This is a genomic window from Palleniella intestinalis (assembly GCF_013166595.1).
GTDB lineage: Bacteria > Bacteroidota > Bacteroidia > Bacteroidales > Bacteroidaceae > Prevotella > Prevotella intestinalis.
Genome location: NZ_JABKKG010000002.1, coordinates 127310 through 150526, shown reverse-complemented (window position 1 = coordinate 150526; position 23217 = coordinate 127310). Strand labels below are relative to the sequence as shown.

General features: G+C 43.0%; 17 protein-coding genes and 1 CRISPR repeat array. Of the genes, 12 read left to right on the top strand and 5 right to left on the bottom strand.

Annotation, left to right across the window (positions count from 1 at the left end; genetic code table 11):
• Positions 1–69 precede the first annotated feature (69 nt).
• The 12 genes from HPS57_RS03040 to cas2 are packed head-to-tail and all read left to right on the top strand — an operon-like array spanning position 70 to position 12944.
• Positions 70–759, top strand: coding sequence for a CRISPR-associated endonuclease Cas6 (locus HPS57_RS03040; RefSeq protein WP_172180089.1), 690 nt, complete (start codon positions 70–72; stop codon positions 757–759).
• On the top strand, positions 756–3002 hold the full coding sequence (gene cas10, locus HPS57_RS03035) for a type III-A CRISPR-associated protein Cas10/Csm1 (RefSeq protein WP_172180087.1): 2247 nt from the start codon (positions 756–758) through the stop codon (positions 3000–3002). Before HPS57_RS03040 ends, cas10 begins: the two co-directional genes overlap by 4 nt.
• Position 3003: 1 nt before the next feature.
• Positions 3004–3456, top strand: a complete 453-nt coding sequence (csm2, locus tag HPS57_RS03030; RefSeq protein WP_172180085.1) for a type III-A CRISPR-associated protein Csm2 — start codon at positions 3004–3006, stop codon at positions 3454–3456.
• A 14-nt stretch (positions 3457–3470) separates the two neighbouring features.
• On the top strand, positions 3471–4094 hold the full coding sequence (gene csm3 / locus HPS57_RS03025; RefSeq protein ID WP_172180083.1) for a type III-A CRISPR-associated RAMP protein Csm3: 624 nt from the start codon (positions 3471–3473) through the stop codon (positions 4092–4094).
• A gap of 2 nt (positions 4095–4096) precedes the next feature.
• Positions 4097–5077: a type III-A CRISPR-associated RAMP protein Csm4 gene (csm4, locus tag HPS57_RS03020; RefSeq protein ID WP_172180081.1), complete on the top strand. Its 981-nt coding sequence runs from the start codon at positions 4097–4099 to the stop codon at positions 5075–5077.
• 4 nt (positions 5078–5081) lie between these two features.
• Positions 5082–6197 (top strand): type III-A CRISPR-associated RAMP protein Csm5, encoded by a 1116-nt coding sequence (gene csm5 / locus HPS57_RS03015; RefSeq protein WP_172180079.1) that lies wholly within the window; start codon positions 5082–5084, stop codon positions 6195–6197.
• Entirely contained in the window at positions 6194–7285 is a 1092-nt protein-coding gene (locus tag HPS57_RS03010; RefSeq protein WP_172180077.1) for an HFX_2341 family transcriptional regulator domain-containing protein, read from the top strand. Before csm5 ends, HPS57_RS03010 begins: the two co-directional genes overlap by 4 nt.
• A gap of 8 nt (positions 7286–7293) precedes the next feature.
• Positions 7294–8973: a TIGR02221 family CRISPR-associated protein gene (gene csx2 / locus HPS57_RS03005; RefSeq protein WP_172180075.1), complete on the top strand. Its 1680-nt coding sequence runs from the start codon at positions 7294–7296 to the stop codon at positions 8971–8973.
• Positions 8963–10387 (top strand): ATP-dependent DNA helicase, encoded by a 1425-nt coding sequence (locus HPS57_RS03000; protein WP_172180073.1) that lies wholly within the window; start codon positions 8963–8965, stop codon positions 10385–10387. Before csx2 ends, HPS57_RS03000 begins: the two co-directional genes overlap by 11 nt.
• A 13-nt stretch (positions 10388–10400) precedes the next feature.
• A complete protein-coding gene (gene cas1 / locus HPS57_RS02995) occupies positions 10401–11381 on the top strand; it encodes a CRISPR-associated endonuclease Cas1 (RefSeq protein WP_172180071.1) in 981 nt (326 codons plus the stop codon).
• A 2-nt stretch (positions 11382–11383) separates the two neighbouring features.
• Entirely contained in the window at positions 11384–12406 is a 1023-nt protein-coding gene (locus HPS57_RS02990; protein WP_172180069.1) for a CRISPR-associated primase-polymerase type B, read from the top strand.
• Positions 12407–12455: 49 nt separating this feature from the next.
• Positions 12456–12944, top strand: a complete 489-nt coding sequence (gene cas2, locus HPS57_RS02985) for a CRISPR-associated endonuclease Cas2 (protein ID WP_172180067.1) — start codon at positions 12456–12458, stop codon at positions 12942–12944.
• 144 nt (positions 12945–13088) lie between these two features.
• A CRISPR array of direct repeats spans positions 13089–14606; the repeat unit is 37 nt; unit sequence CTTACAGAGTATATTCCATTACAACAAGGATTAAGAC.
• 777 nt (positions 14607–15383) lie between these two features.
• Here cas2 and hutI read toward each other — a convergent pair.
• From hutI to HPS57_RS02960, 5 genes are all read right to left on the bottom strand, one after another.
• Positions 15384–16637: an imidazolonepropionase gene (gene hutI, locus HPS57_RS02980; protein WP_172180065.1), complete on the bottom strand. Its 1254-nt coding sequence runs from the start codon at positions 16635–16637 to the stop codon at positions 15384–15386.
• A 158-nt stretch (positions 16638–16795) separates the two neighbouring features.
• Positions 16796–18280, bottom strand: a complete 1485-nt coding sequence (hutH, locus tag HPS57_RS02975; RefSeq protein ID WP_172180063.1) for a histidine ammonia-lyase — start codon at positions 18278–18280, stop codon at positions 16796–16798.
• Positions 18281–18394: 114 nt separating this feature from the next.
• Positions 18395–20407 carry a urocanate hydratase gene (gene hutU, locus HPS57_RS02970; RefSeq protein WP_172180061.1) on the bottom strand — a complete coding sequence of 671 codons (2013 nt, stop codon included), beginning with the start codon at positions 20405–20407 and terminating at the stop codon, positions 18395–18397.
• Between the two features lie 60 nt (positions 20408–20467).
• Entirely contained in the window at positions 20468–22171 is a 1704-nt protein-coding gene (gene ftcD, locus HPS57_RS02965; RefSeq protein ID WP_172180059.1) for a glutamate formimidoyltransferase, read from the bottom strand.
• A 202-nt stretch (positions 22172–22373) separates the two neighbouring features.
• Positions 22374–23180: a hypothetical protein gene (locus HPS57_RS02960; RefSeq protein ID WP_172180057.1), complete on the bottom strand. Its 807-nt coding sequence runs from the start codon at positions 23178–23180 to the stop codon at positions 22374–22376.
• Positions 23181–23217 lie beyond the last annotated feature (37 nt).

Genomic DNA, 23217 nt, shown 5'->3' with positions numbered 1-23217 from the left:
ACTTGCATAAAAACATCTATGCATCACAGGCTGACCAATAATTTTCATGTCTCGAATTTGCTATATACTATGAACAAAATCAAAATATTCAAATTAACGTTCAAAACCCCTATTATGTTTTATGAAGTCCCTCTTTTCCGTGGACTTGTCATTAATACGATTAAAGACGCAGACTTGCTGTTTCATAATCATACAGATGACAACTTTAGGTATCGTTATCCATTGGTACAATATAAACGAATCAGTGGTAATGCGGGAATAATATTTCTAGGTGATGGTATCGAGAGATTATCCAATTTCTTTAACAGTACCTTTTCAACAGTAAAGCTCGGCAAGAGGGATATATCATTAGAGACAGATAAAGTGGAGGCTTATGATGTTAATGTACAAACTTGGGCAGATGAGTTTTATTACAGTATACGAAAATATTTGCCTTTGAACCAAAGCAACTATGAGAAATATAGCAAAATTGAAAGCGTGATAGAAAAATATGCAATGCTGGAAAATATATTAATCGGTAATATTCTGTCTTTTGCAAAAGGAATTGATATGCATTTTGGAGACCAAGTCACTGTAAAGATATTGTCTGTAGATTCTCATAGAGAATACAGGTTCAAGGGAGTCAAGATGATGGGCTTTGATATGATGTTCAAGACAAATGTGTCTTTGCCTGACTATATTGGTCTTGGAAAGGGAGTAAGCATAGGCTTTGGTATGATAAAAAGATTCGATAAACCAAATAGTAATAAGATACAATGAATAATATAAAAGAAAATATTTACCTTGCAGCATTATTGCATCATGAGGCTTTCAGGGATTTGCAAAAGAAATTTTGCTCTGATGATGTATTGGCGAAATATTCTAATATAATCGACAAAGCACAAATGTTATCCCTTGGTTTAGGAGAAAAGTCCATGCCTCCTGCCCTTTGCCCCCATAATGGATTGAGTTCCATATTGGAAACAATATCAGCAATGCGACATGATGCATTGTGGCATATTAATCCTGCTCCAATTTCTTTGACCAAAAATAATTTTCCAAACAAACAGAGCGTATATAATGTGAATGAAGCTTTGTTAAGAATGCTGTCTAAGCAATTGTTGGAAATATCTACTGAGAATCTTACAGTTTTTGGCGAGAATATACTTACATTACTCAGCAAGTACGCATCCAATATTCCTGTTGGACTTGAAGGTTATAATGATGTCAGCATTTATGATTTACTCAAATCTTCTGCAGCCTTATCCATGTGCTTGTATGAACTTATGGAATCCGGCGAGAGTAGTGATAGTTCATTCTTGTTTATTGGAGCAGATTTGAGTGGAATACAATCATATTTGTATCAAGTAGCTTCTAAATATGCGAGCAAGAATCTTAAAGGGCGCTCTTTTTATCTGCGCATATTGTCAGATGCAGTCGTAAGATACATAAGGAAGGAATTGGACTTGCCACAAGCTAATGTCATATATAATTCCGGAGGAGGTTTCTATCTGTTGGCTCCAAATACAGAATATATTAAAAACAAATTAAGTGCCGTTGTGAGTAGCATAGAGGAAAAATTGTTTGCCACTCATAAACTGTCGTTATTTTTGGCAATAGATTTTGTTGAACTGTCAAAAGAATCTTTAACTCACACTGGGCAGAACGCTCTCGGTGATGTGTGGGGACAACTGTTTCTTAAGAAAGACGCAAAGAAGGTTTCCAAATTCAAGCATGTCATCGCTGAACAGTATCACTCCTTTTTCAATCCATTCATGACAGCCGGAAATGGAATGACAGATCTTTGTACAGGTGAAACATTTTCAAACACAGAAAAAATATATAGTGCAAAAGGTCTTTCGCCTATTCGTGAGATAACCAAACTGCAGATAGAGCTGGGGCAAACGCTCAAGAATCTGAGTGTTATGGTTATTGTGGAAGATGAAATCCAGACATGGAATAACGAATGTCACCTAAACCCTCTAAATCTTGGGATGCATTACTATTTCATCAAACAAGAAAAATTAGACAAGGAGATTGCAATACTAAAGGGCAAGACCGTCACTGTTGTTTCCTTCAATGACAATACAAACATTGTAAGAAGCAGCATGTGCAGTATCATCAATAAATTTGATTATTATGGAGGAACAAATATAAAATGTGATGTCTTTGAGGATTTGTGCAAGAAAGCCTCTATGGAATCATTCCACAGATTAGGTGTCTTACGTATGGATGTTGATAACCTGGGAACTATTTTTCAGCAAGGAATATCTCCGGAACGTTCAATTTTGCCACGAATGTCCGCACTCAGCAGTTCTTTTGACTACTTCTTCTCCGGATACCTTAATTCAATATGGAGAGAAGTTGATCCTGACCATTCCTATATTATATATAGTGGTGGCGATGATTTGTTTGTCGTGGGTGATTGGAGTGTGATGATTGATATGGCTGAAAAAATTCATAAGGATTTCAAGCATTTCACTTGCGAAAATCCTGCATTCTCGATTTCCGGCGGAATCTCGTTTATTGATGACAAATTCCCGATAATTAAGGGTGCGGAAATGAGTGCGCAGGAAGAAGCTAATGCAAAATCTCACGTATGTAATAACAAATCCAAGGGAGCCATTTCTTTTCTTGGGATGGCAATGAATTTCGAGGAGGAATATCCGTATGTGAAATCTCTGAAAGAAGCCATCTCTTCCGCAATAAACAAAGGTGACATGCCAAAATCATTCATATCGAAAGTTCTTAACCATTGGATGAATGCCGAAATAAAAGAACATTGCATACAAAATATAAAAACCTATTGGATGCTCACTTATGATTTAAGCAGAATGAAGGAACGCATGAAAAACAGCATTGCAAAGTTATTGATCGACAACTGCAAATCTGAAGTGTGTTGCGGTTGTAATAAACTCAACGGGAAGAACATAAACAGTTCGTACCATCCTTTAGAATTATGGGCAATGGCCTGTAGATGGGCAGAATTGGAAATAAGGTCAAACAAATCAAATATAAACTAATATGGCAAATTCAAAAACAACAAATTATGGGAAAAAGTCATACGATGAGGCCCAACAACTGTTGAAGGCTGCAAATGACTCGCTTAGAGAGAAGGAAGTCTGCATTAAAAGATGGATACAGGACGGTGCCACAAAAGAATTACCTGACTTTGCAGAAGAAATGGGTAAAGCCATGGCGACAAATGGACTTACAAATTCTCAAATCCGCAATGTATATGGTGAGATAAAACGCATTCAGATGGGAGGATTTGATAAGGAAAAAGCATCATTCTTCCTGCTACGACCTAAAGTTGCATATGCTTATGGAAGAAGCAATGGCAACAAAGGATTAGGGCTTTTCAAAAAGGTTTTTGACAAAGTATACAATGATGTTGACGATGAGAAGTCATACATCAATTTCTGCAATTTAATGGAAGCCATTCTGGCATACCATAAGGCTAATGGTGGAAAATAAAAAACGACACAACTATGAAAAGATTGATTAAAAAACTTGTTTATAAAGGTATTATAGAGGTTAAGACTGGTTTGCATATCGGTGGTACAAATGCAGCTTTGAATATCGGAGGACCAGACAACTTTGTTGTCCGCAACCCTATTGACAACAAACCATACATTCCGGGAAGCTCATTGAAGGGCAAAATGCGTTCATTGATAGAACTGTATAACGGAGAAACAAACAATGGCAATCCAAACAATAATGCGCAATCAAAATCCGGAGCATTGTTTGGCGTATCCGGCGGTGAAAAAGAAGGCCATCCTTCTAGATTGATAGTCAGAGATGCAGAACTCATCAATGGTGATGAAATAATGAATACGGATCTTCCTTATACAGAAAGTAAGACAGAAGTGGCTATCAATAGAATCACTGCTAAAGCAACGCCAAGAACGTTTGAACGTGTACCTGCCGGTGCGAAATTTAAATTGAACATGGTGCTTAACATATTCGATGATGACAACGAAGAATCCCTGAAACAGACATTGGAACAAGCTGTCAAACTTTTGGAAGACGACTACCTTGGGGGGTGTGGTTCACGAGGATATGGTCATGTTAAATTCAAAGACTGGGAAACACCGAAAGAGAAAACCTATTGATTATGACTCAACTATCAATTATAAAAATGTACAATCTCTCGCCACTCCATATTGGTACCGGCAGGGAGAATTATGATAGTTCCGCATCTGAGTTGCATTCGGACACCCTGTCGTCAGCCTTGGCTGCTGTTGGGGTTGAGACTGGAATGTCCGGCAACGTGGAGGATTTCCTTACATCTTTTTCAATGAGTTCTGCGTTTCCCTTTTATAGAGACATTTTTTTTCTTCCCAAACCACAGGGACTATTGAATGTCGTTGTAGAAGACGCAGAAGAGAGCGAGTTCAGAAAAAAGCTTAAGAAAGTAAAGTATGTCGAGCAGAATTTGTGGAAACAGATAGTAACCGGTGCCACACCATGCATATCAAAAAGTCAAATACAAGGAGTCTTTATTGTTCCCAAAGATGAATGTATAGAGCCGTTGTCCAATTCCCAGGTCATGCAGCGTGTAAGTGTCTCGCGTGATGGAACTAAAGATGCAGAGCCATTCTATTTTGAGTGGAATTATTTCAATAAGGATGCCGGACTGTACTGCCTCACTGATGCTAAAGAGCATGTGCTGAAACTAATCTCACAACTGTTTGTCCAATTAGGAGAAAATGGAATTGGCACCGACAAAAATATTGGTGGAGGAAAATTTGAGGTGGAGATAGCAAACGAATTGTTCTCTTTCGGTGAACCTAAAGATGCAAAAAGAAGAATGTCCTTATCCCTTTTCATCCCGACAGAAGATGAGCTTGATGGACTGCTTGACGGCTCACCTCGCTATTCTCTTCTGCTTAGAGGTGGATACATGGCAGGAAGCAGTGTTGAGGAATTCCGCCATTTGCGGAAAAAAATGGTCTATGCATTTGGTGAAGGTTCTGTTTTCGAGACAACAAAGCCTCTTGTTGGAAAACTTGTTGACCTCCGTCCTGACTGGAACGACATTAGAATCCATCCAGTATACCGTAGCGGTAGAGCGTTAACCTTGAAAATCAAATAGCGTTATGAGTAAAATAAAAATTGAGACATTGACTGCTGTGCATATTGGTTCCGGTGAAGTCTTAACGAAAGACCTTGATTTTTTCAAGGCAAAGGATTTGGAAGGGTATGATGTTCTTGCGGTTATTGATGCAAAGAAATTAATGCAGGTCATAGGTACTGAGCATGTAAACGAATGGATAATCTATATAGAGCGTCAAAGACCAGTTTCGGAACTTGTTGCCAAATATGCTCCACAAGCTGTTGTAGATGACTATACTCGCACTATTGACTATGGCGGGAATGTCGAAAATCAACTAAAAGAGTTCATACATGATGGAATGGGCAGACCGTACATACCCGGAAGTTCTATCAAAGGGGCAATACGGACTGCCGTTTTGGCACAGATTCTGCAAGATAAGGAGCAAGTACAAATCGATGCTTATTTACAGAGAAATCCCAAGTATAACAAAAACCATGTTGCGGAAGATGAGCTGTTTGGCAAGGAAGCAAAAGAAAATATATTCAGGTTTCTCCATGTTGGCGATGCCATATTTGGTGGTTTAATGACGAGTGTCCGACGTATGGTGAACATCAATGAACGTAGGACCCAAGATTATTATGACCAGTCCAAACCACAGCTTGTAGAGGTGTTGGTTGATGAAGACGAATCCACTTTTGATATGAAACTTGACTTGCCGAAATATGAGCATTGCAAGTATTATGTGGGGGCTCTTCCTGATGGAATGTCATCTCTGCCGGAGCTGTTCCGCACAATCAATAATTATACAAAAAAACTTCTTGGATCAGAGATAGAGTATTGGAAAGAACGGGAAAATGATGAGCAAGATGAGTCTGACAGTGTAAGTAAGTATATAGCCAAATGTAAGAGGATTTTATCAAGTGTTGAAGAATGCGAGGATGGCAAGTCGTGTGTCCTTCGCATAGGTCATGGCTGCGGTTGGCGGTTCATTACCGGAGCATGGACAGAATGTAGTGAATATTTCGATGACGTAATATCACAAGCAAGACCTCACTATAATCGATACCAAGAGTATTGTTTCCCAAAATCACGACGTGTTACATCCATCTGCTCTTTATTAGGCTTTGTAAAACTGACAATAACAGATAACAAACAATGAAAATCCACATAACGTTACTTGGCAAGGAAAGCCTGCCGACTTATTATCCAATAATGGAGTTCCTGCCCGACAAAGTGTTTGTGGTTGGCACGAACCAAAACATAAACATCGCCAAAAGGCTGAAAGGTGTGCTGGAGTTGCATGACATAAAATGTAAAATCATCAGCAGTGTCGATGCTTTTGACATCAACTCCATTATCGGTGTTTGTGAAGAAATACACACAAAAACAGAGGCAACGGATGAGATAATGTATAATGTCACAGGCGGAACAAAAATCATGGCATTGGGTGCATTTATTGTCGCTCAACGATACGACTCTCGTATAATATACACAAACTCAGATGACTGCATAGACCTCCGTACCTATCAGTCAGAGAAACTCCACTGTAAGGTTGACAGCAAGACAATATTTGCTTTGCAGGGCCAAATACTGAAAAACTGTGAGGTATATCAACATGATGATGCCACAGTGTCAGTCTCCAATACGATAATGGAGTTTGTGAAGCAACACCGCATAATATTTAGGAGACTTGGTGACATGTATCGTGCAAACCAATTACCAAGCCATTATGATGATGGTGTCATACATTGTGACTCATCTCCAACTTCAATCCGTATTCAAAAGGGCGGAACAGTCTTATTAGACATCAACCATCTTAAAGCAAAAAAACTCATGTTTGAGGGCCGATGGTGGGAAACACTGGTAGCCGATGCTATAAGCCAATGTGGAGAGAACAAATATGAAATATGGACAAGTGTGACTTTTCAACCGAGAGACGACTCCTTAAGGAATCTTGACAAAAACGAAATAGACATACTTGTAAACATAGGTAACAAATTCCTTTTCGTTGAATGCAAGTCGGGGTATGTCACTCAAGACAATATCAACAAGATGGGTATAATACGCCAGAACTATGGTAGTGATAAATCATACAGTGTGCTTGTCTCATACTATCCAATATCAACAGATATAGGCGAGAAAGCACGGGAAGCGAAATTGAATGTGATTTGTGGGAAAAAGGGAAAAACCGCATTGGAACAGATTCCGGAACGTTTTGACAAAATTATAACAGGAATAAAAGCATAACACACAATATGGCGAGAAAAATTTTCTTATCTGTTCTTGGAACAGGTTTTTATGAGAAATGCAAGTATAAGAAGGATGATTTCCTTTCTTCCGAAACAAGGTTTATCCAGCAAGCAATGCTTGAATACCATGATGTCAAGTCGTGGACGGAAGACTGTGTTGTTTGTATCTTGTTGACAAACAAGGCCAAGGAAGCAAATTGGATTGTCAGGGGAAACGAAAGGTGCAACTTCAGAAAAAATCGTAATGAATCATACAAAGGACTTCATGATGTCATCGCAGATATGGGTTTGCCGGTTCATGTAAATGCTGTTGCCATTGTTGACGGAAAGGACGAATCTGAAATGTGGGAAATATTCAAGACTGTCTATGATCTCCTTAAAGATGAGGATGAAGTCTATTTTGACTTGACTCATGCCTTCCGTTACCTGCCCATGCTTGTCCTTGTGTTGGGAAATTATGCAAAGTTCCTGAAGAATATCACTGTAAAAGGCATTTCATACGGCAACTACGAGTCACGTACTGATGATGAAGCACCGATTGTAGACCTTCTTCCACTGTCTGTGTTGCAGAATTGGACTCATGCCGCAGCTGATTTTCTTGAGAATGGAAGCGTCAGCCGGCTTGTTGAACTTAGCAAGCACCAAATCAGCCCAATACTGAGGAATAACCATAATGATGAGTCGGCAAGGAATCTGAATGCCTTTGTAAAGAGCTTGGACACATTTGTTGACGAAATGAAATTTTGTAGGGGAGTTTCCATTTATAATGCAGCGACGCTAAAGAAATTGCTGAAAAGCTCCGAGGCCATCAGCAGCACTTTCATACAGCCATTGAATCCCGTAATGGATAAAATCAAAACCTCGTTAAACGGTTTTGTACCTGAGCAAAATTCAAAAAATTGTCTGCAGGCTGCAAAATGGTGTCTTGATAAAGGAATGTACCAACCCGCGATAACAGAACTGCAGGAAGGAGTTGTCACATTCTTCTGTGAACGTCATAACATCCCTGTTGATGATGATAAGCTGAGACCCGCAGTGAATTCCGTCTTTGTTGTAAAAGGAGAAAACAAAGAAAATCATATAAACGATCCAAAGTTGTTGGAACTATTCGAGAAAGTGGATGGTGATGAGAAAGTGACAGACTCTTTGGCTCGCCATTTTTGCCATTTGACAGGATTGCGCAATGACTTCAATCACTCGGGAATGCGTTCAAACCCACAATCGGTGGACAAGTTGACAAGAAACATCAAAGATTATCTGGATAAGATTATTGCCGAACTGTATGGCGATAACAATAGTGAAGATTCAACTGACAAACCAAATCTTCTCATCAATTTGTCCAACCATCCTTCATCAAAATGGTCGGAAGAACAATTGGCTTCTGCCATGGAGTACGGCAAATGCATCGATATACCATTCCCAAATGTAGACCCGTTCGCTGACGAACATGTCATTTCCGAACTAGCAGACACAAAGATTGCAGAGATACTGACTCTGGCAAAAGACAACACGGTTACGGTACACATCATGGGCGAGATGTGCCTGACATTCCAAATTGTTTCAAAGTTGAATGAGTATGGTATAAAATGTATCTCTTCAACAACCTACCGTGTTGCAGAAACCTTACCTGATGGCTCCAAAAGAATAGAGTTTCACTTCAAGAGATTCAGAGAATATGGAAAATAAGCATATAGAACTCATGCCCGGTCAAAGCAACGCTTTGGCAAGGCTATTGAGATTTGTAGACTCTAATGACAAGGTTTTCATCCTGAAAGGATATGCAGGCACAGGAAAAACCACACTGGTAAAGGAGTTGATAAACAAATTGAACGAAAAAGACTGCAATTATGTCCTTCTGGCATCAACAGGCAGGGCTGCAAAAATTCTTGCCAACAAAACAGACAAGAACACAAGCACGGTACATGGATTGGTTTACGAATATTCCGGTTTCAATCAGGATATAGACCAAGTTTTACATGAACGCAAAACAGCGAATGTAGACAAAACAGGACAACTGTTGCTGATGTTTGAGCCATCACGGATAACATCTGATAACCAAAACATATATATTGTGGATGAGGCTTCCATGATTTCTGATGCAGAAACAAAAAATGCCGAGCAAGCAATGTTTGGCAACGGACGCTTGTTGAACGACTTGCTGCAATACGACACCGATGGGAAATACATATTCATCGGGGATGCCTGCCAGCTTCCTCCTGTAAATCAAAGGTTCTCTCCTGCCCTTACGGCACAGTACTTCAGCTCTACGTTTGGTATTGATGCGGATGGGACAGAACTTACAGAAATTGTGCGTCAGGCAAAGGGCAATGACATTGTCGTTGCTGCCCAAAAACTCCGCCGCCTGTTTTTCGCCCCACAACCTTGGAAATGGGCGAAGTTTCCACTGAGAGGATGCAAAAACATACACTTGGTAAACAATTCGTCAGAATTGATGCAGCTCTACATAAACGACATCAAGAAGAATGGATGCAATGCCTCTACGATGATTACATTCTCTAACCGACAGTGTGACATAGCGACAAAATTAATAAGACCTTCCTTAGGAATAATGCAATCTACCATTGCTGTAGATGACATCTTGCTTGTCACACAAAACAACTTGCTCTCAGGACTGATGAATGGTGACATTGTCCAAATCGTAGAAATTGGTAAGGAAGTACATCGCGCAGGACTGACATTCGTAATGGTGTCAGTCAAAGAACTCTTCACTAAAAAAGTTTTCTCTCAGCTGATGATTGCAGACATTGTCTATTCTAACCAGACAAATTTGTTCCAAGAGCAGCAAAAGGAACTTTTTGTGGATTTCTTCATACGCATGAAAGCAATGGGCATCGCGCTAAACTCTAAAGAGTTCAGGGAACATATGCAGAAAGATAACTTCCTCAATGCCCTGCGCTGTGTTTTCGGCTATGTGCTGACCTGCCATAAGTCACAAGGCGGAGAGTGGGAAAATGTTTATCTGAACATTCCAAGAAATCTGCCTCTGCAGCCAAAACCTTATGTCTACCAATGGATTTACACTGCCATGACACGCGCAAGCAAAGACCTGTATGTCGTGGACGATTTCTACATCATGTGATAAATATATAGTTATGGAATTGATTATAAACAGTTTTGGAACATCCCTCAGTCGGGACAATGAAGGATTTGTCATCATAAATTCAGATGGCAAGCAACGAATACCGGCAATTGGCATAAAGTCAATTCAAATAAGTCGAGGAGCCCAGATTACCAGTGATGCAGTAATGCTTGCCGTGGAGAATGAAATAGAGGTGCTGTTCATGGACAAGTCCGGCAAGACAATTGCACGTGTATGGAGTCCCAAATACGGCTCCATTTCAACCATACGTAAAGGGCAGCTTGCCTTTACTTTCTCCCCGGACTCGGTGGAATGGATAAAGAATATTGTTATCCGCAAGATAGAAAACCAGCAAGCGATGTTGCTAATGCTGCCTGCCGATACCCAAGTGAAACAGAATATAGTTAACAAAGCAGTGAACCGCTTGGAGGATTATCGCACAAAGATTTCCCTTCTGCAAGGTGAAATAGTTTCCGACATCTCGCCTACATTACGTGGATGGGAAGGTGTCGCATCAAAAATATACTTTGATACAATAAACCTTTTTCTTCCGGAAGAATACCGCTTTGCCAAACGCAGCCAGAACCCTGCAATGGACGCAGCCAATGCCTTGCTGAACTATGGCTATGGACTGCTGTATGGAAAAATTGAAGGTGCCTTAATAAAGGCAGGCGTTGATCCATATATAGGTATCATGCATCGTGATGACTACAATCGCCCGGTGTTGGTCTATGACGTGATAGAACTTTACCGTGTGTGGATTGACTATGTCGTATTCTCACTGTTGTCTCAATATGCCATAACTGACGAACACTATTCTGTCCGAGAGGATGGTTCATACTGGTTGGAAGCTCTGGGACGTCGTATACTCATCCAGTCAATTAATGATTTTCTTGACGAAGTTGTAGAGAATGACAAACTGCAACGCAGCCGTCTCACGCAAATCAGCTTGTATGCACAAAGTCTTGCACAATTATTCAAAAAATACAATTGACTATGATTTCAATCGGCACCAATATAAAAAGCACCACCGACTTGCTGCAGAAAGTTACGGTCAAATATCTGTGTGACGCAATCAGGCATCCGAAACCTGCCATCTCGACAAGATTACGCCAACTTCGGATAGTAAAGGAACTTAATGCTGCACAGTATGCGACCCTCAAGCAGCAACTACCATATTTCGTGTGCGCAATGTTCAATCCGGCCTACCGCAAGACTGAAAATTTTGCCTACACGGAATATTTCATCATCGATATAGACCATTTGTCAGACAAAGGCATAGTATTGGAGGACTTGCGCAAACGGCTGAGCATTGACGACAGAGTGTATTTGTGTTTCGCTTCCCCAAGCGGAGATGGACTGAAAGTGATGATGCGTCTGGCATCAAGATGCTATGACGCATCAATATATAAGATATTTTACAAAACGTTTGTCGAACGCTTCTCTTCGCAATACGGTCTGCAACAAGTCGTTGACACAAGGACATGCGACGTGACACGGGCATGCTTCATAAGCGAAGACTGCAATATCTACATTAACCCGCAATGCACAGCGGTGAGGCTTGAAGACATCATTGATGTGGAAAAAGATGTGGGACTGGCATTGCAGCTGAAACATGATGTGGAGAAGTCAACCAAGGAACAGGCATCACAAAGAACAAAGGATACTTCCTCGAAAAACATTCATGACGACGCATTGGAATTGATACGCAAGACGCTTAACCCAAACGCAAAAATAAAGAAGCAGAAGGTACCGGCGTATGTCCCTGCTGAGTTGGAAGAAATTATGGACGACCTCAAACTTTATGTGACAGACAAAGGAGTTGCCATAACAGATGTCATAAACATAAACTATGGCAAGAAACTAAGATTCAAAATAGGTGTCAAGCAGGCAGAAATCAATCTGTTCTTCGGAAAGCATGGCTTCAGTGTGGTGCAATCCCCACGAACTGGTACAGACCCTGGAGCGAATGCCTTGATGGCAGATGTGGTGGAATCGTTCATTGTGGAAAAAATATAGACGAATATTGTAAGACACAAACAAGTAAAAACGAATTTCCATTCAGTCTATGCCACGAAAAAAGAAACCACCATTGTCCTTCGTGGAACGCATGAGGAAACTTCAGGCGGCACAACTGAAGGAAGGCGGACAAACTCTTGATGCCAACATTGAAATAGAATATGCCGGACTTGAAGACCTGCAAATGCGCGTCAAGCGAATTTTGGGAATAACCGATAAAATAAAGAAAACGCCAAACAGAATGCTCTTCTTCGTAATGTACGATATTGAAAATGATAAAGTGCGCCGCCTGGTAAGCAAATACCTGCAACGGCATGGATGCACACGCATACAAAGATCAATATTCTTGGCGGAAACGTCTGTCGAGACTTGCTCCATGATAAAAAATGACCTTGCCGCAGTCCAGGAAGCCTATGACAATCATGATAGCATAATCATACTGCCGGTATCAACAGATTATCTGAAGATGATGAAAATAATAGGGAAGAATATAGAAGTTGACATTATAACACATAGTAAAAATACACTCTTCTTCTGATTTTTTTGTTCTAAGTGAAGTGTTCTTTGACTTTTTTTCGTAACTTTGCAGCACATTAAGGTACATATTTTCATCTGAAATCAGATGAAATAGAGCCGATGTGAAGAAAATAGAGTTGATACTCAGGGACTTGTGATATTTGCTCTTACAGAGTATATTCCATTACAACAAGGATTAAGACCAATGATTCTTATTAGAGACCCTCTGTTTGCCTTGCCTTACAGAGTATATTCCATTACAACAAGGATTAAGACCCTCCATGCCACCCACGACATTCATAAAGGCGACTTACAGAGTATATTCCATTACAACAAGGATTAAGACAGTTTTACCTGCATCGGCAATGAATTCTTTTGCCATAACTTACAGAGTATATTCCATTACAACAAGGATTAAGACTTTGCCTTTGGCTTTCGCCAACGATTTCAACTTTAGTTCTTACAGAGTATATTCCATTACAACAAGGATTAAGACTAATTTTTAAAACTTTAACGTTAAGTTCGCTAACGTTGTCTTACAGAGTATATTCCATTACAACAAGGATTAAGACCTCAGGATTGCCATCCTTAGCAACCTCAGCAAACTGCTTACAGAGTATATTCCATTACAACAAGGATTAAGACACAATCATGCCAGCTATCATTGTCGTTTTTTCCATACCGCTTACAGAGTATATTCCATTACAACAAGGATTAAGACAAGAGTGCGCTTTATATTTTCCGCAGAGTTGCCTACCACTTACAGAGTATATTCCATTACAACAAGGATTAAGACTACAGCTCCTGTTTTTGTTCCATAGGTGAAGAAGAGCTTACAGAGTATATTCCATTACAACAAGGATTAAGACAGATAATTGTTAAATGGTTAATAAAATGTTTACTTACAGAGTATATTCCATTACAACAAGGATTAAGACCTCTGGATTACCGTCTTTGGCAACCTCAGCAAATTCTTACAGAGTATATTCCATTACAACAAGGATTAAGACTTTTATATAAATATTTCAAAGACCGTTTGCAAGAAAGACTTACAGAGTATATTCCATTACAACAAGGATTAAGACGCATCGCCTGTTGTCTTTGAGGTTCTCTCAACAACCTCTTACAGAGTATATTCCATTACAACAAGGATTAAGACTTCTTTTCTAATTTTTTCATAGTTAAATAAATTAAGTTACTTACAGAGTATATTCCATTACAACAAGGATTAAGACTAGGATCATGGAGTTGGTAGAATGTGATCTTGCTAGGACTTACAGAGTATATTCCATTACAACAAGGATTAAGACAGCATAGGGTGTTTTGGTATACCTTTTATTGCTACAGCACTTACAGAGTATATTCCATTACAACAAGGATTAAGACTATTTTGCTTCACCATCTACTCTCCAGATAGTTTCACCGCTTACAGAGTATATTCCATTACAACAAGGATTAAGACCTTTCAACACTTTAACGTTAAGTTCGCTAACGTTGTTCTTACAGAGTATATTCCATTACAACAAGGATTAAGACCATTATAGGTTTTCCTAATGCATCTTTGTTTTTACAACTTACAGAGTATATTCCATTACAACAAGGATTAAGACATATCATCTGTCAGTAATTGAATTCTTGGATTAGCCACTTACAGAGTATATTCCATTACAACAAGGATTAAGACTGTAATAAAATGGCGTAGGGGGACTTTCGTCATATAACTCACGTTAGTTTAAACAACTTCTTTACAGAAAATAGGGTATGGAAAAACAAATTAAAGTTTGCTTGTACCAAGCGTTAAACGGTTTGGTATGTAGTGATTTTAACATTTTCTTGAAAGTTTGCGAGTAAAGTTAGAAATATTGAGAAAATAGCTTTGAGATATAATGAGGGGGATATCAAGTTGTTATGTTTGAAGGTACTTGGCTTGTCAATCTTTTTGACATGAAAAAGATTGGGAAAAGTGGCATTTTGCAGTGTGAAAGGTATAATTTTGCCATGCAAAAAGTACTACTTTATCATGTGGAATGTGTAAAGTGAGGTGGAAAACTGTCGAAAAAGACAAAATTGAGCGTTGTTTTTCCGTTTTTGATGCAAAAGGATTTCAAACAACAAGAATTCTTGTTGTTAATTTTTTCCTACTATTAACAGATGTAAAATATTGTAATAACTATTATGATTGCGAGTTTTTCTGCTGTTTCAGTGCATCAGGGCAATGTATTTTAGAGGATGTGTTGGTTGCAGAAAAGTCATGCAAACGAGAGTTTTTACAAGCTATGGACAAGCATGAATGCCTATCTTTTCAAGCAGCATTAATTTGGAATGCTTGAGAACTTTATTGTCTCGGAATATGGACAGACATCAATTGATTTACAACAGCTGATTAAGTTAGTCAACAAACCTGTATTGTTTGATTCTGTTGACTAACTTAATTCAAGAAATGACAGCATAAAGGAATGGACTATTGCGTCCACTGATATCTTTCTCCTTTAAGGTACACTTCACGGATGAGGGGAGTGTGGTGGGCATAAAGGTAGAATTCGAGTGAGGGGAGTGGGGCTGTGATGTAGAAGTTTGCGAGTTTTCCCAGTGTTATTGTTCCGACTGTGGAGCTAAGTCCCATAGCGTATGCGCCGTTGATTGTTGTGGCGTTCAAGGCTTGTTCCGGTGTTAGGCGCATCCGGATGCAGGCTAACGAAGCCACGAAACGCATGTCACCGGATGGGGAAGAGCCCGGATTATAGTCGGAGGCGAGGGCGACGCCCAAGCCCATCGCTATCATTGTCTTTGCGTCGGCATAAGGGAGATTGGAGAAGAATGAGCAGCCCGGCAGTAATGTCGGCATGGTGCGCGTGCCTTTTAACGCATTGAATTCCACCGAAGTAGTGTTTTCGAGATGGTCAACGGATAGCGCATTGTGCTTCACTCCCACCTGCACGCCGCCCGAAACTGCCAGTTCGTTGGCATGAATCTTAGGCACAAGTCCGTATTTCTCCGCAACTTCAAGTATTCTTTCCGTCTCTTCGGGAGTGAAATAACCTTTGTCGCAGAACACATCCACATAGTCCGCCAATTGTTGGCGTCCCACTTCAGGAATCATCTCGTTGCATACAAGGTCAACATATTCGCTCTGTCTGCCGGCATATTTTCGCCCCACGGCATGCGCACCAAGGAAGGTGCTTTTGATTTCTGCCTTTGTGGTCTGCTTTATGCGCCGTATGACACGCAGCATTTTCAGTTCATCCTCGGTGTTGAGGCCGTATCCGCTTTTTATTTCAATGGCACCTGTGCCTTTGCAAATCATCTCATCGACGCGGGTCATTGCCTGATTGTAAAGTTCCTCTTCGGTGGTATTATGCAGCAAATCAGCGGAGTTGAGTATGCCACCACCGCGTCTGCCAATCTCTTCATAACTGAGTCCGTTAATCTTGTCAAGCCATTCCGTAGCACGGTTTCCTGCATAGACAATATGTGTATGCGAGTCGCAGAAGGATGGGAAAATCCATCCTCCGCGGACATCTGTTATCTGTTTATCGCTAATTTCAGTGCTTCTCTCCAAGGAAGACATCTCACCATAATCTACAATCCGCTCTCCGTCAACAAGCAGCCAAGCATCGTGCAAGATGCCGAGACTGTTCATCTCAGTGCCTTGTTTTCTATCCATAGTGCTCTCATCTATTCCGACGAGAGCACCAATATTTGTAAACAGCGTCATTTTGTTCTAAGTTTTTTTGTTTCTCCAAGAAAGGTATTGCTCGAAGAATTCAAAGAAAGGAAATAATTTTTCTTTAGCAGCTTTGATAGTACCATGCAGAGGCGAAGCAGTTTCTTTTTCCTCTTTATTTTCTTCGAGCAATGTTTCTCTTTGAGAAGTTATGGGCGTTGACGGTCTATGAACTCAATGGAGGTGTTAATCAATGGATACATCACCGTGTCATTCTCTATGAACGGCACTTCTTTGCGGTAGTCTGCAACCATTTCTTCAAGTACAGGAGAAGTCTTCAACGGACGGCGGAACTCAAGTGCTTGTGCAGCATTGAACAGTTCGATGGCAAGCACGGCTCTTACATTCTTTATTATTTCCACCAGTTTTGTGGCGGAGTTCGCACCCATGGAAACATGGTCCTCCTGTCCCTGGGATGACGGAATGGAGTCGCAGGAAGCAGGCCAGCAAAGCACTTTGTTTCTGTTTATAATGGATGCAGCTGCATATTGCGGAATCATGAAACCGCTGTTCACGCCCGGTTTTGCCACAAGGAACGACGGCAGTTCACGCGCTCCGGAGATAAGTCGATAGATGCGGCGTTCGGAGATGTTCGCCAACTCAGCCATTGCTATTGTCAGGAAGTCCATAGGCAATGCAATAGGTTCGCCATGGAAGTTGCCTGCCGAGATAATCATATCCTCATCCGGGAAGAGAGTAGGGTTGTCGGTTACAGCGTTAATCTCAGCTTCGATGACACGCTCCACGTGGTCAATGGTGTCCTTTACCGCCCCATGCACCTGTGGCATGCAACGGAAAGAGTATGGATCCTGGACATGCTTTTTCGGCTGTTTGATAAGTTCGCTGCCCTCAAGGTAATGGCGCACAGCCTCACCGGTCTTTATCTGCCCGTTGTGCGGGCGGATGTTCTGAATCTGCGGATAGAACGGTTCGATGCGTCCGTCAAAGGCATCGAGTGAGAGAGCGCCGATTTTGTCAGCCATTTTGCTCAGTCGTTTGGCATTTATCAGTGCCCAAACGGCATGGGCAGACATGAATTGTGTGCCGTTAAGGAGTGCCAATCCCTCCTTGGAACGCAGTGTAAGTGGTTCAAGTTTAAGCTCTTTCAGTGCGTCGGCAGCTGCCATTCGTTTGCCTTTAAGGTCAACCTCACCCAGTCCGAGGAGTGGGAGAGAAAGGTTTGCCAATGGTGCAAGGTCACCGGAAGCGCCAAGAGAGCCGAGTTTATAGACTATCGGCAGCATGTCGTTGTTGTAGAAATCCACGAGGCGTTCCACTGTTGCCAGCTGCACACCGGAATGTCCGTAGCTCAGCGATTGTACTTTCAGGAAGAGCATCAGGCGGACAATCTCCGGTTGAACCTCTTCGCCGACATTGCAGGCGTGGGACATCACAAGGTTTTTCTGTAAGTCCGCCAGTTGGTCTTCGGCTATGGAGATGTTGCAAAGAGAACCGAAACCGGTGGTGATTCCATAGATCGGTTTATCCGGTTCGTAGGACTTGGCGTTCAGGTATTCACGGCATTTCGTGATGCGTGCACGGGCATCGTCGCTCAGTTCGATGCGCATCTGCTTCTCGATAATCTCTTCTATGCGGTCGAGAGTTAGTCTCTCGGATGTTATGTAGTGGGTCATGATAGTAGGTTTTTGGGGTTAAAGGTGAAAGGGTTTTGGTCAGTATTGTCAGTCCTGTCAATACTGGCGTTATTGTCATTACTGGCAGTAATGTCGGTACTGTCCTTGTTGTTATTAGAATCTTTTCAGGCTTTCTCTGATAAGTTCGTCATCGGCGATGTTTGGCAGTGTGACTTTCAGGTCAGGAGTTCGCTGCATCTCGCGCTTTATGGCGTCCATAGCACCATTGTTACGTGCCCATGAACGGCGTGCGATGCCGTTGTTCACATCCCAGAAGAGCATGCGGTCAATGCATTCACGAGACTGCTTCGAACCGTCAATGACCATACCGAAGCCGCCGTTTATCACTTCGCCCCAGCCGACACCGCCGCCATTATGGATGCTAACCCATGTCGCGCCACGGAACGAATCGCCTATGACATTCTGTATAGCCATGTCGGCACAGAGGTTTGAACCGTCATAAATGTTTGATGTCTCACGATAAGGTGAGTCTGTTCCCGACACATCATGGTGGTCACGCCCAAGTACAACAGGTGCAGTAAGCTCACCCTTCGCAATGGCATCGTTGAAGGCTCGGGCGATTCTCATGCGACCTTCTGCGTCAGCATAGAGTATGCGTGCCTGCGAACCGACAACGAGATGGTTCTCCTCCGCCTTACGAATCCAATGCAAATTGTCCTCCAACTGTCCTCGTATGTCGTCGGTGCAGGTCTTTGCCATATCCTCCAGCACCTCGCCCGCCAAGCGGTCGGTGACAGCAAGGTCTTCGGGTTTGCCTGAAGAGCACACCCAACGGAACGGTCCGAAACCGTAATCAAAGAACATCGGCCCCATGATGTCCTGCACGTAGGACGGATAACGGAAACCGCCCGGTTTCGTATCGTCCACCACATCGGCTCCTGCTCGTGATGACTCCAATAGGAATGCGTTGCCATAGTCGAAGAAATACATGCCTCTGTCTGCCAATTTGTTGATTGCAGCAACCTGACGACGCAATGACTCCTGCACCTTTTCCTTGAACAGTTGCGGGGCATCAGCCATCATCTTCCGGCTTTCCTCATAGGAGAGTCCCGCAGGATAATAACCGCCTGCCCACGGATTATGCAGTGATGTCTGGTCACTGCCAAGGTCAACATGTATACCGTCAGCTGCCAAACGCTCCCAAAGATCTACGATATTGCCTTGATAAGCCAGTGAGACAACCTCCTTATTCTCAACCGCTTTCAATGCTCTTGGGATGAGTTCGTCAAGGGAAGTGTGCACTTCGTCCACCCAGCCCTGTGCCTTGCGCTTCTCCACAGCCTTCGGATTTATTTCGGCAGTGATGCTCACCACGCCCGCTATGTTGCCGGCCTTTGGCTGTGCGCCCGACATTCCGCCAAGTCCGGCAGTGACAAAGAGTTTGCCGGCAGGCGTTCCTCCAAGTTTTCTTGCAGCGTTAAGCACAGTGATTGTCGTGCCGTGGACTATGCCCTGCGGCCCGATGTACATATACGAGCCGGCAGTCATCTGGCCGTATTGTGAGACACCCATGGCGTTCATGCGCTCCCAATCATCAGGTTTTGAGTAGTTTGGTATGACCATACCGTTTGTAACGACAACCCTCGGTGCATTGCTGTGTGACGGGAATAGTCCGAGTGGGTGCCCTGAATACATCACAAGTGTTTGTTCATCAGTCATCTCCGACAGATATTTCATCACTAGACGATACTGCGCCCAGTTCTGGAACACCGCCCCATTGCCTCCGTAGGTAATCAGTTCGTGCGGATGCTGTGCCACCGCAGGGTCAAGATTGTTCTGTATCATCATCATGATAGCAGCTGCTTTGCGGCTCTTTGCGGGATAATCGCTGATAGGGCGTGCATACATTTCATAGTCAGGACGGAAGCGATACATATAGATTCGTCCATAACGGTGCAGCTCCTCAGCAAACTCCGGTGCAAGAACCGCATGGTGGCGTGGCTCAAAATAGCGCAGTGCATTGCGCAGAGCAAGTTCCTTTTGTTCAGGAGTGAGTATGTCTTTGCGCCGTGGTGCATGGTTGACGGCAGTGTCGTATGCTTTTGGTGCAGGCAGTTCCTGTGGGATTCCTGCCATCAGGTCTTTTCTGAAATCTTCTAAAGTCATAGTGTTATTAGGTTTTAGGTAGTATGTTTTAGGGGATGGAGGGGAGGACTTTTAAGGTCTTTAATGCCATTGAATTTTCCTTTCGGCAATGCTTAAAACCTCCGCTTCTGCCTCAACAGCCTTGCAAGCAATAACCTCCGCTTCTTCGATAAGCGCCTGTGCGCGATTGCGGTCATCCAATCCGGAAGCATTAATCCTCACATTAAGCCTTGCGCCAAGCACAGCACTACGTGCCGCCAACGCACCAACACCGGCATCACTGACAGAGTTCGGGTTACCGTTCTCAGCCATAGCCTTCAGCAATGGGAAAACTCTTGCAGCAGTTTTCATGGTGCGGAGCGGAACCTCGGTGGCATAAAGCGTGGCAGACTGCAAAGCCTCGTTGCGCAACGTGATGTCCTCCGGAGTACTCTTCGGCATTTTCAGTGCAGCCATAATCCTGTTGAAGGCGGCCGTGTCCTCATCAACCAATGCCAACAGCTCTTTGAGCAATGTCTGTCCCTCCTCGGCAGCATTGCCAAACTGCTCCCATTCATCGTCCCAACCGGGCTTGTGTGCTGACAGATTGGCAACCATAGTGCCCAAAGCTGCTGCCAATGCTCCCATGTAAGCAGAGATAGAACCACCACCGGGAGCAGGCGACTCGCTTGCCGTCTCATAGGCGAAAGCCCTGCAAGTCATGCCAACAAGGCCTTTGGCATGCTTTTCGCTGACCATGTCCTCTATGATTTTCTCCTCCGGCTTGAAAGGATAAAGCTCATCAAGTCCCATGGATTTTATGGCGATGCGTATAATCTCTTCGTCGGAAACACCTGCGGAGCGCTGCTGCTTCCTAAGAAAATACTTGCCGGCTTCAATCAGTGTGCGTCGCGGGACAAGCCCCACAATCTCCGTTCCTGTCACACGGACACCGCGCTCGTTGGCAGCACGGCACACTTCGTCAAAAGCCACATGGAGTGGGGTGGCGTTTATGTCCGTGATGTTCATCGAAACCTGCGCGATGCCATATTCCTCGATATACCAGCCTATGGCTTTCGTTCCAGGCAATGTTCCCGGAATCATCACTTTCCTGCCATTCTCGTCAAGCACTGCCTTGTCAGTGACCTTCGGGCCTGTCCTTTTCGGACGCCCTTTCTCACGGACATCAAAAGCAATGGCGTTGGCACGCCGTGTGGACGTTGTGTTCAGATTAAAGTTTACTGCGATAAGGAACTCACGTGCGCCGACAATGGTCGCACCACTCCGTGCCATCATCTCATCGTAAGGACGTGCGCCGAAGTCCGGGCCTTCTCCGCCGGTCATAACCCTTTCCGCCAACGCCTCATATTCTCCTTTGCGCACAACCGCAAGGTTCTTGCGCTCAGGTGTGGCCGCCGCAGCCTCATAACAATAGGTGGGAATATTAAGTTCATCGGCGATTCTCTTCGCCAAAGCCTTTGCCATTTCCGCACATTCTTCAAGCGTAACGCCGGAAACAGGCACCAAAGGCAACACATCCGTTGCCCCGATACGTGGGTGAGCACCCTTGTGCTTGCGCATGTCAATCAGCTGCCCGGCTCGCGCGACACCTTGGAAAGCACCTTCCACAACGGCCTCGGGACTGCCTACGAAAGTGACGACAGTACGGTTTGTAGCTTCGCCTGGGTCAACATCAAGCACCCTGACACCGTCAATCCTTGCTATGGCACCGACAATGCTATCGATGACAGCCTTGTCCCTTCCTTCACTGAAGTTAGGCACACATTCGATTACTCTTTTTTTCATAGTCATGTTAGCGTTTAGGTTATTTCCTGCAAATATACTCATTTTTTTTTCATTGGCATAAGAATATTTCAGTTTTTTTACTATGAAATTGTTTATATCTTGTGCGTATAGAGATAAATATGGGAAACGATTAGGGGTGAGCACAAAAACTTGTGTCCACCCCTAATCATTTTACAATCATGAAATTTTGTAGTATGCTGTTTTAATATTCCTCATCATCAAGATCGTCGACAGTGATGTCAAGATCTTCCGGTTTAGCATCGATTGTTGTGCGATAGCTCTCTGCTGTAAGAGCATCCTCGTCAATGTCGTCATCCTCGTCAGGCATGTTATATGTGTCTTCCGGTAGATCGCCATCCTCGTCTTCGCTGTCTTCATCTCTGAGACCGAAACTGTTTGTGCTATCAAGCAAACTGGAATGTTTCTCGACTTTAGGTTTTGCTTTGGCAAAGATTGCTTCCACCCATGTGCCTTTTTCTATTTCGAGAACCTCGAATCCGTCATCGACCTTCATTTCGTACATTCCGCCTTTCTTCTTCAGGCGCTCCTTTGGAAGGGTTGTTGTGCTGATGTCGAATCCGTGTTCGATGATGTCGCGTATTCCCTGTGAGAGAGAGTCCCAACCTCCACCGAAATTGCGTTCGAGCACCTCAATGAGCTTTGCTGCGGAGATATGTGTGATATTCTCATAGGAAAGGTCAGTGACACGGTTTATGGCACGCTTCTTTATGCCCCACTTCTTTGTGCCCTCTCCATAAGGCAGTTCAGCGACGGTCATGCCGCGTGCCTCATATTTCTTTATTATCTCCGGTTTGTCGATTTTTAGTTCTTCAAGTTCAAACGCACCACGGAGTATGTCCATATAATGGCGTCCGCTTTCACGGATGTCCTCTTCTTTCTCTGCTGCTTGCCATAGGCGCACGACATCGTTTTCCTGCAAGTCCCAGGCGTTGCCTTTTGTCACGTTTGCAAGTGAAGAGATTCCTTCCTGATTGTTGTTTTTCGTCATATATGTTTTTCTGTTTTATTGAATTTGGGTGCAAAGG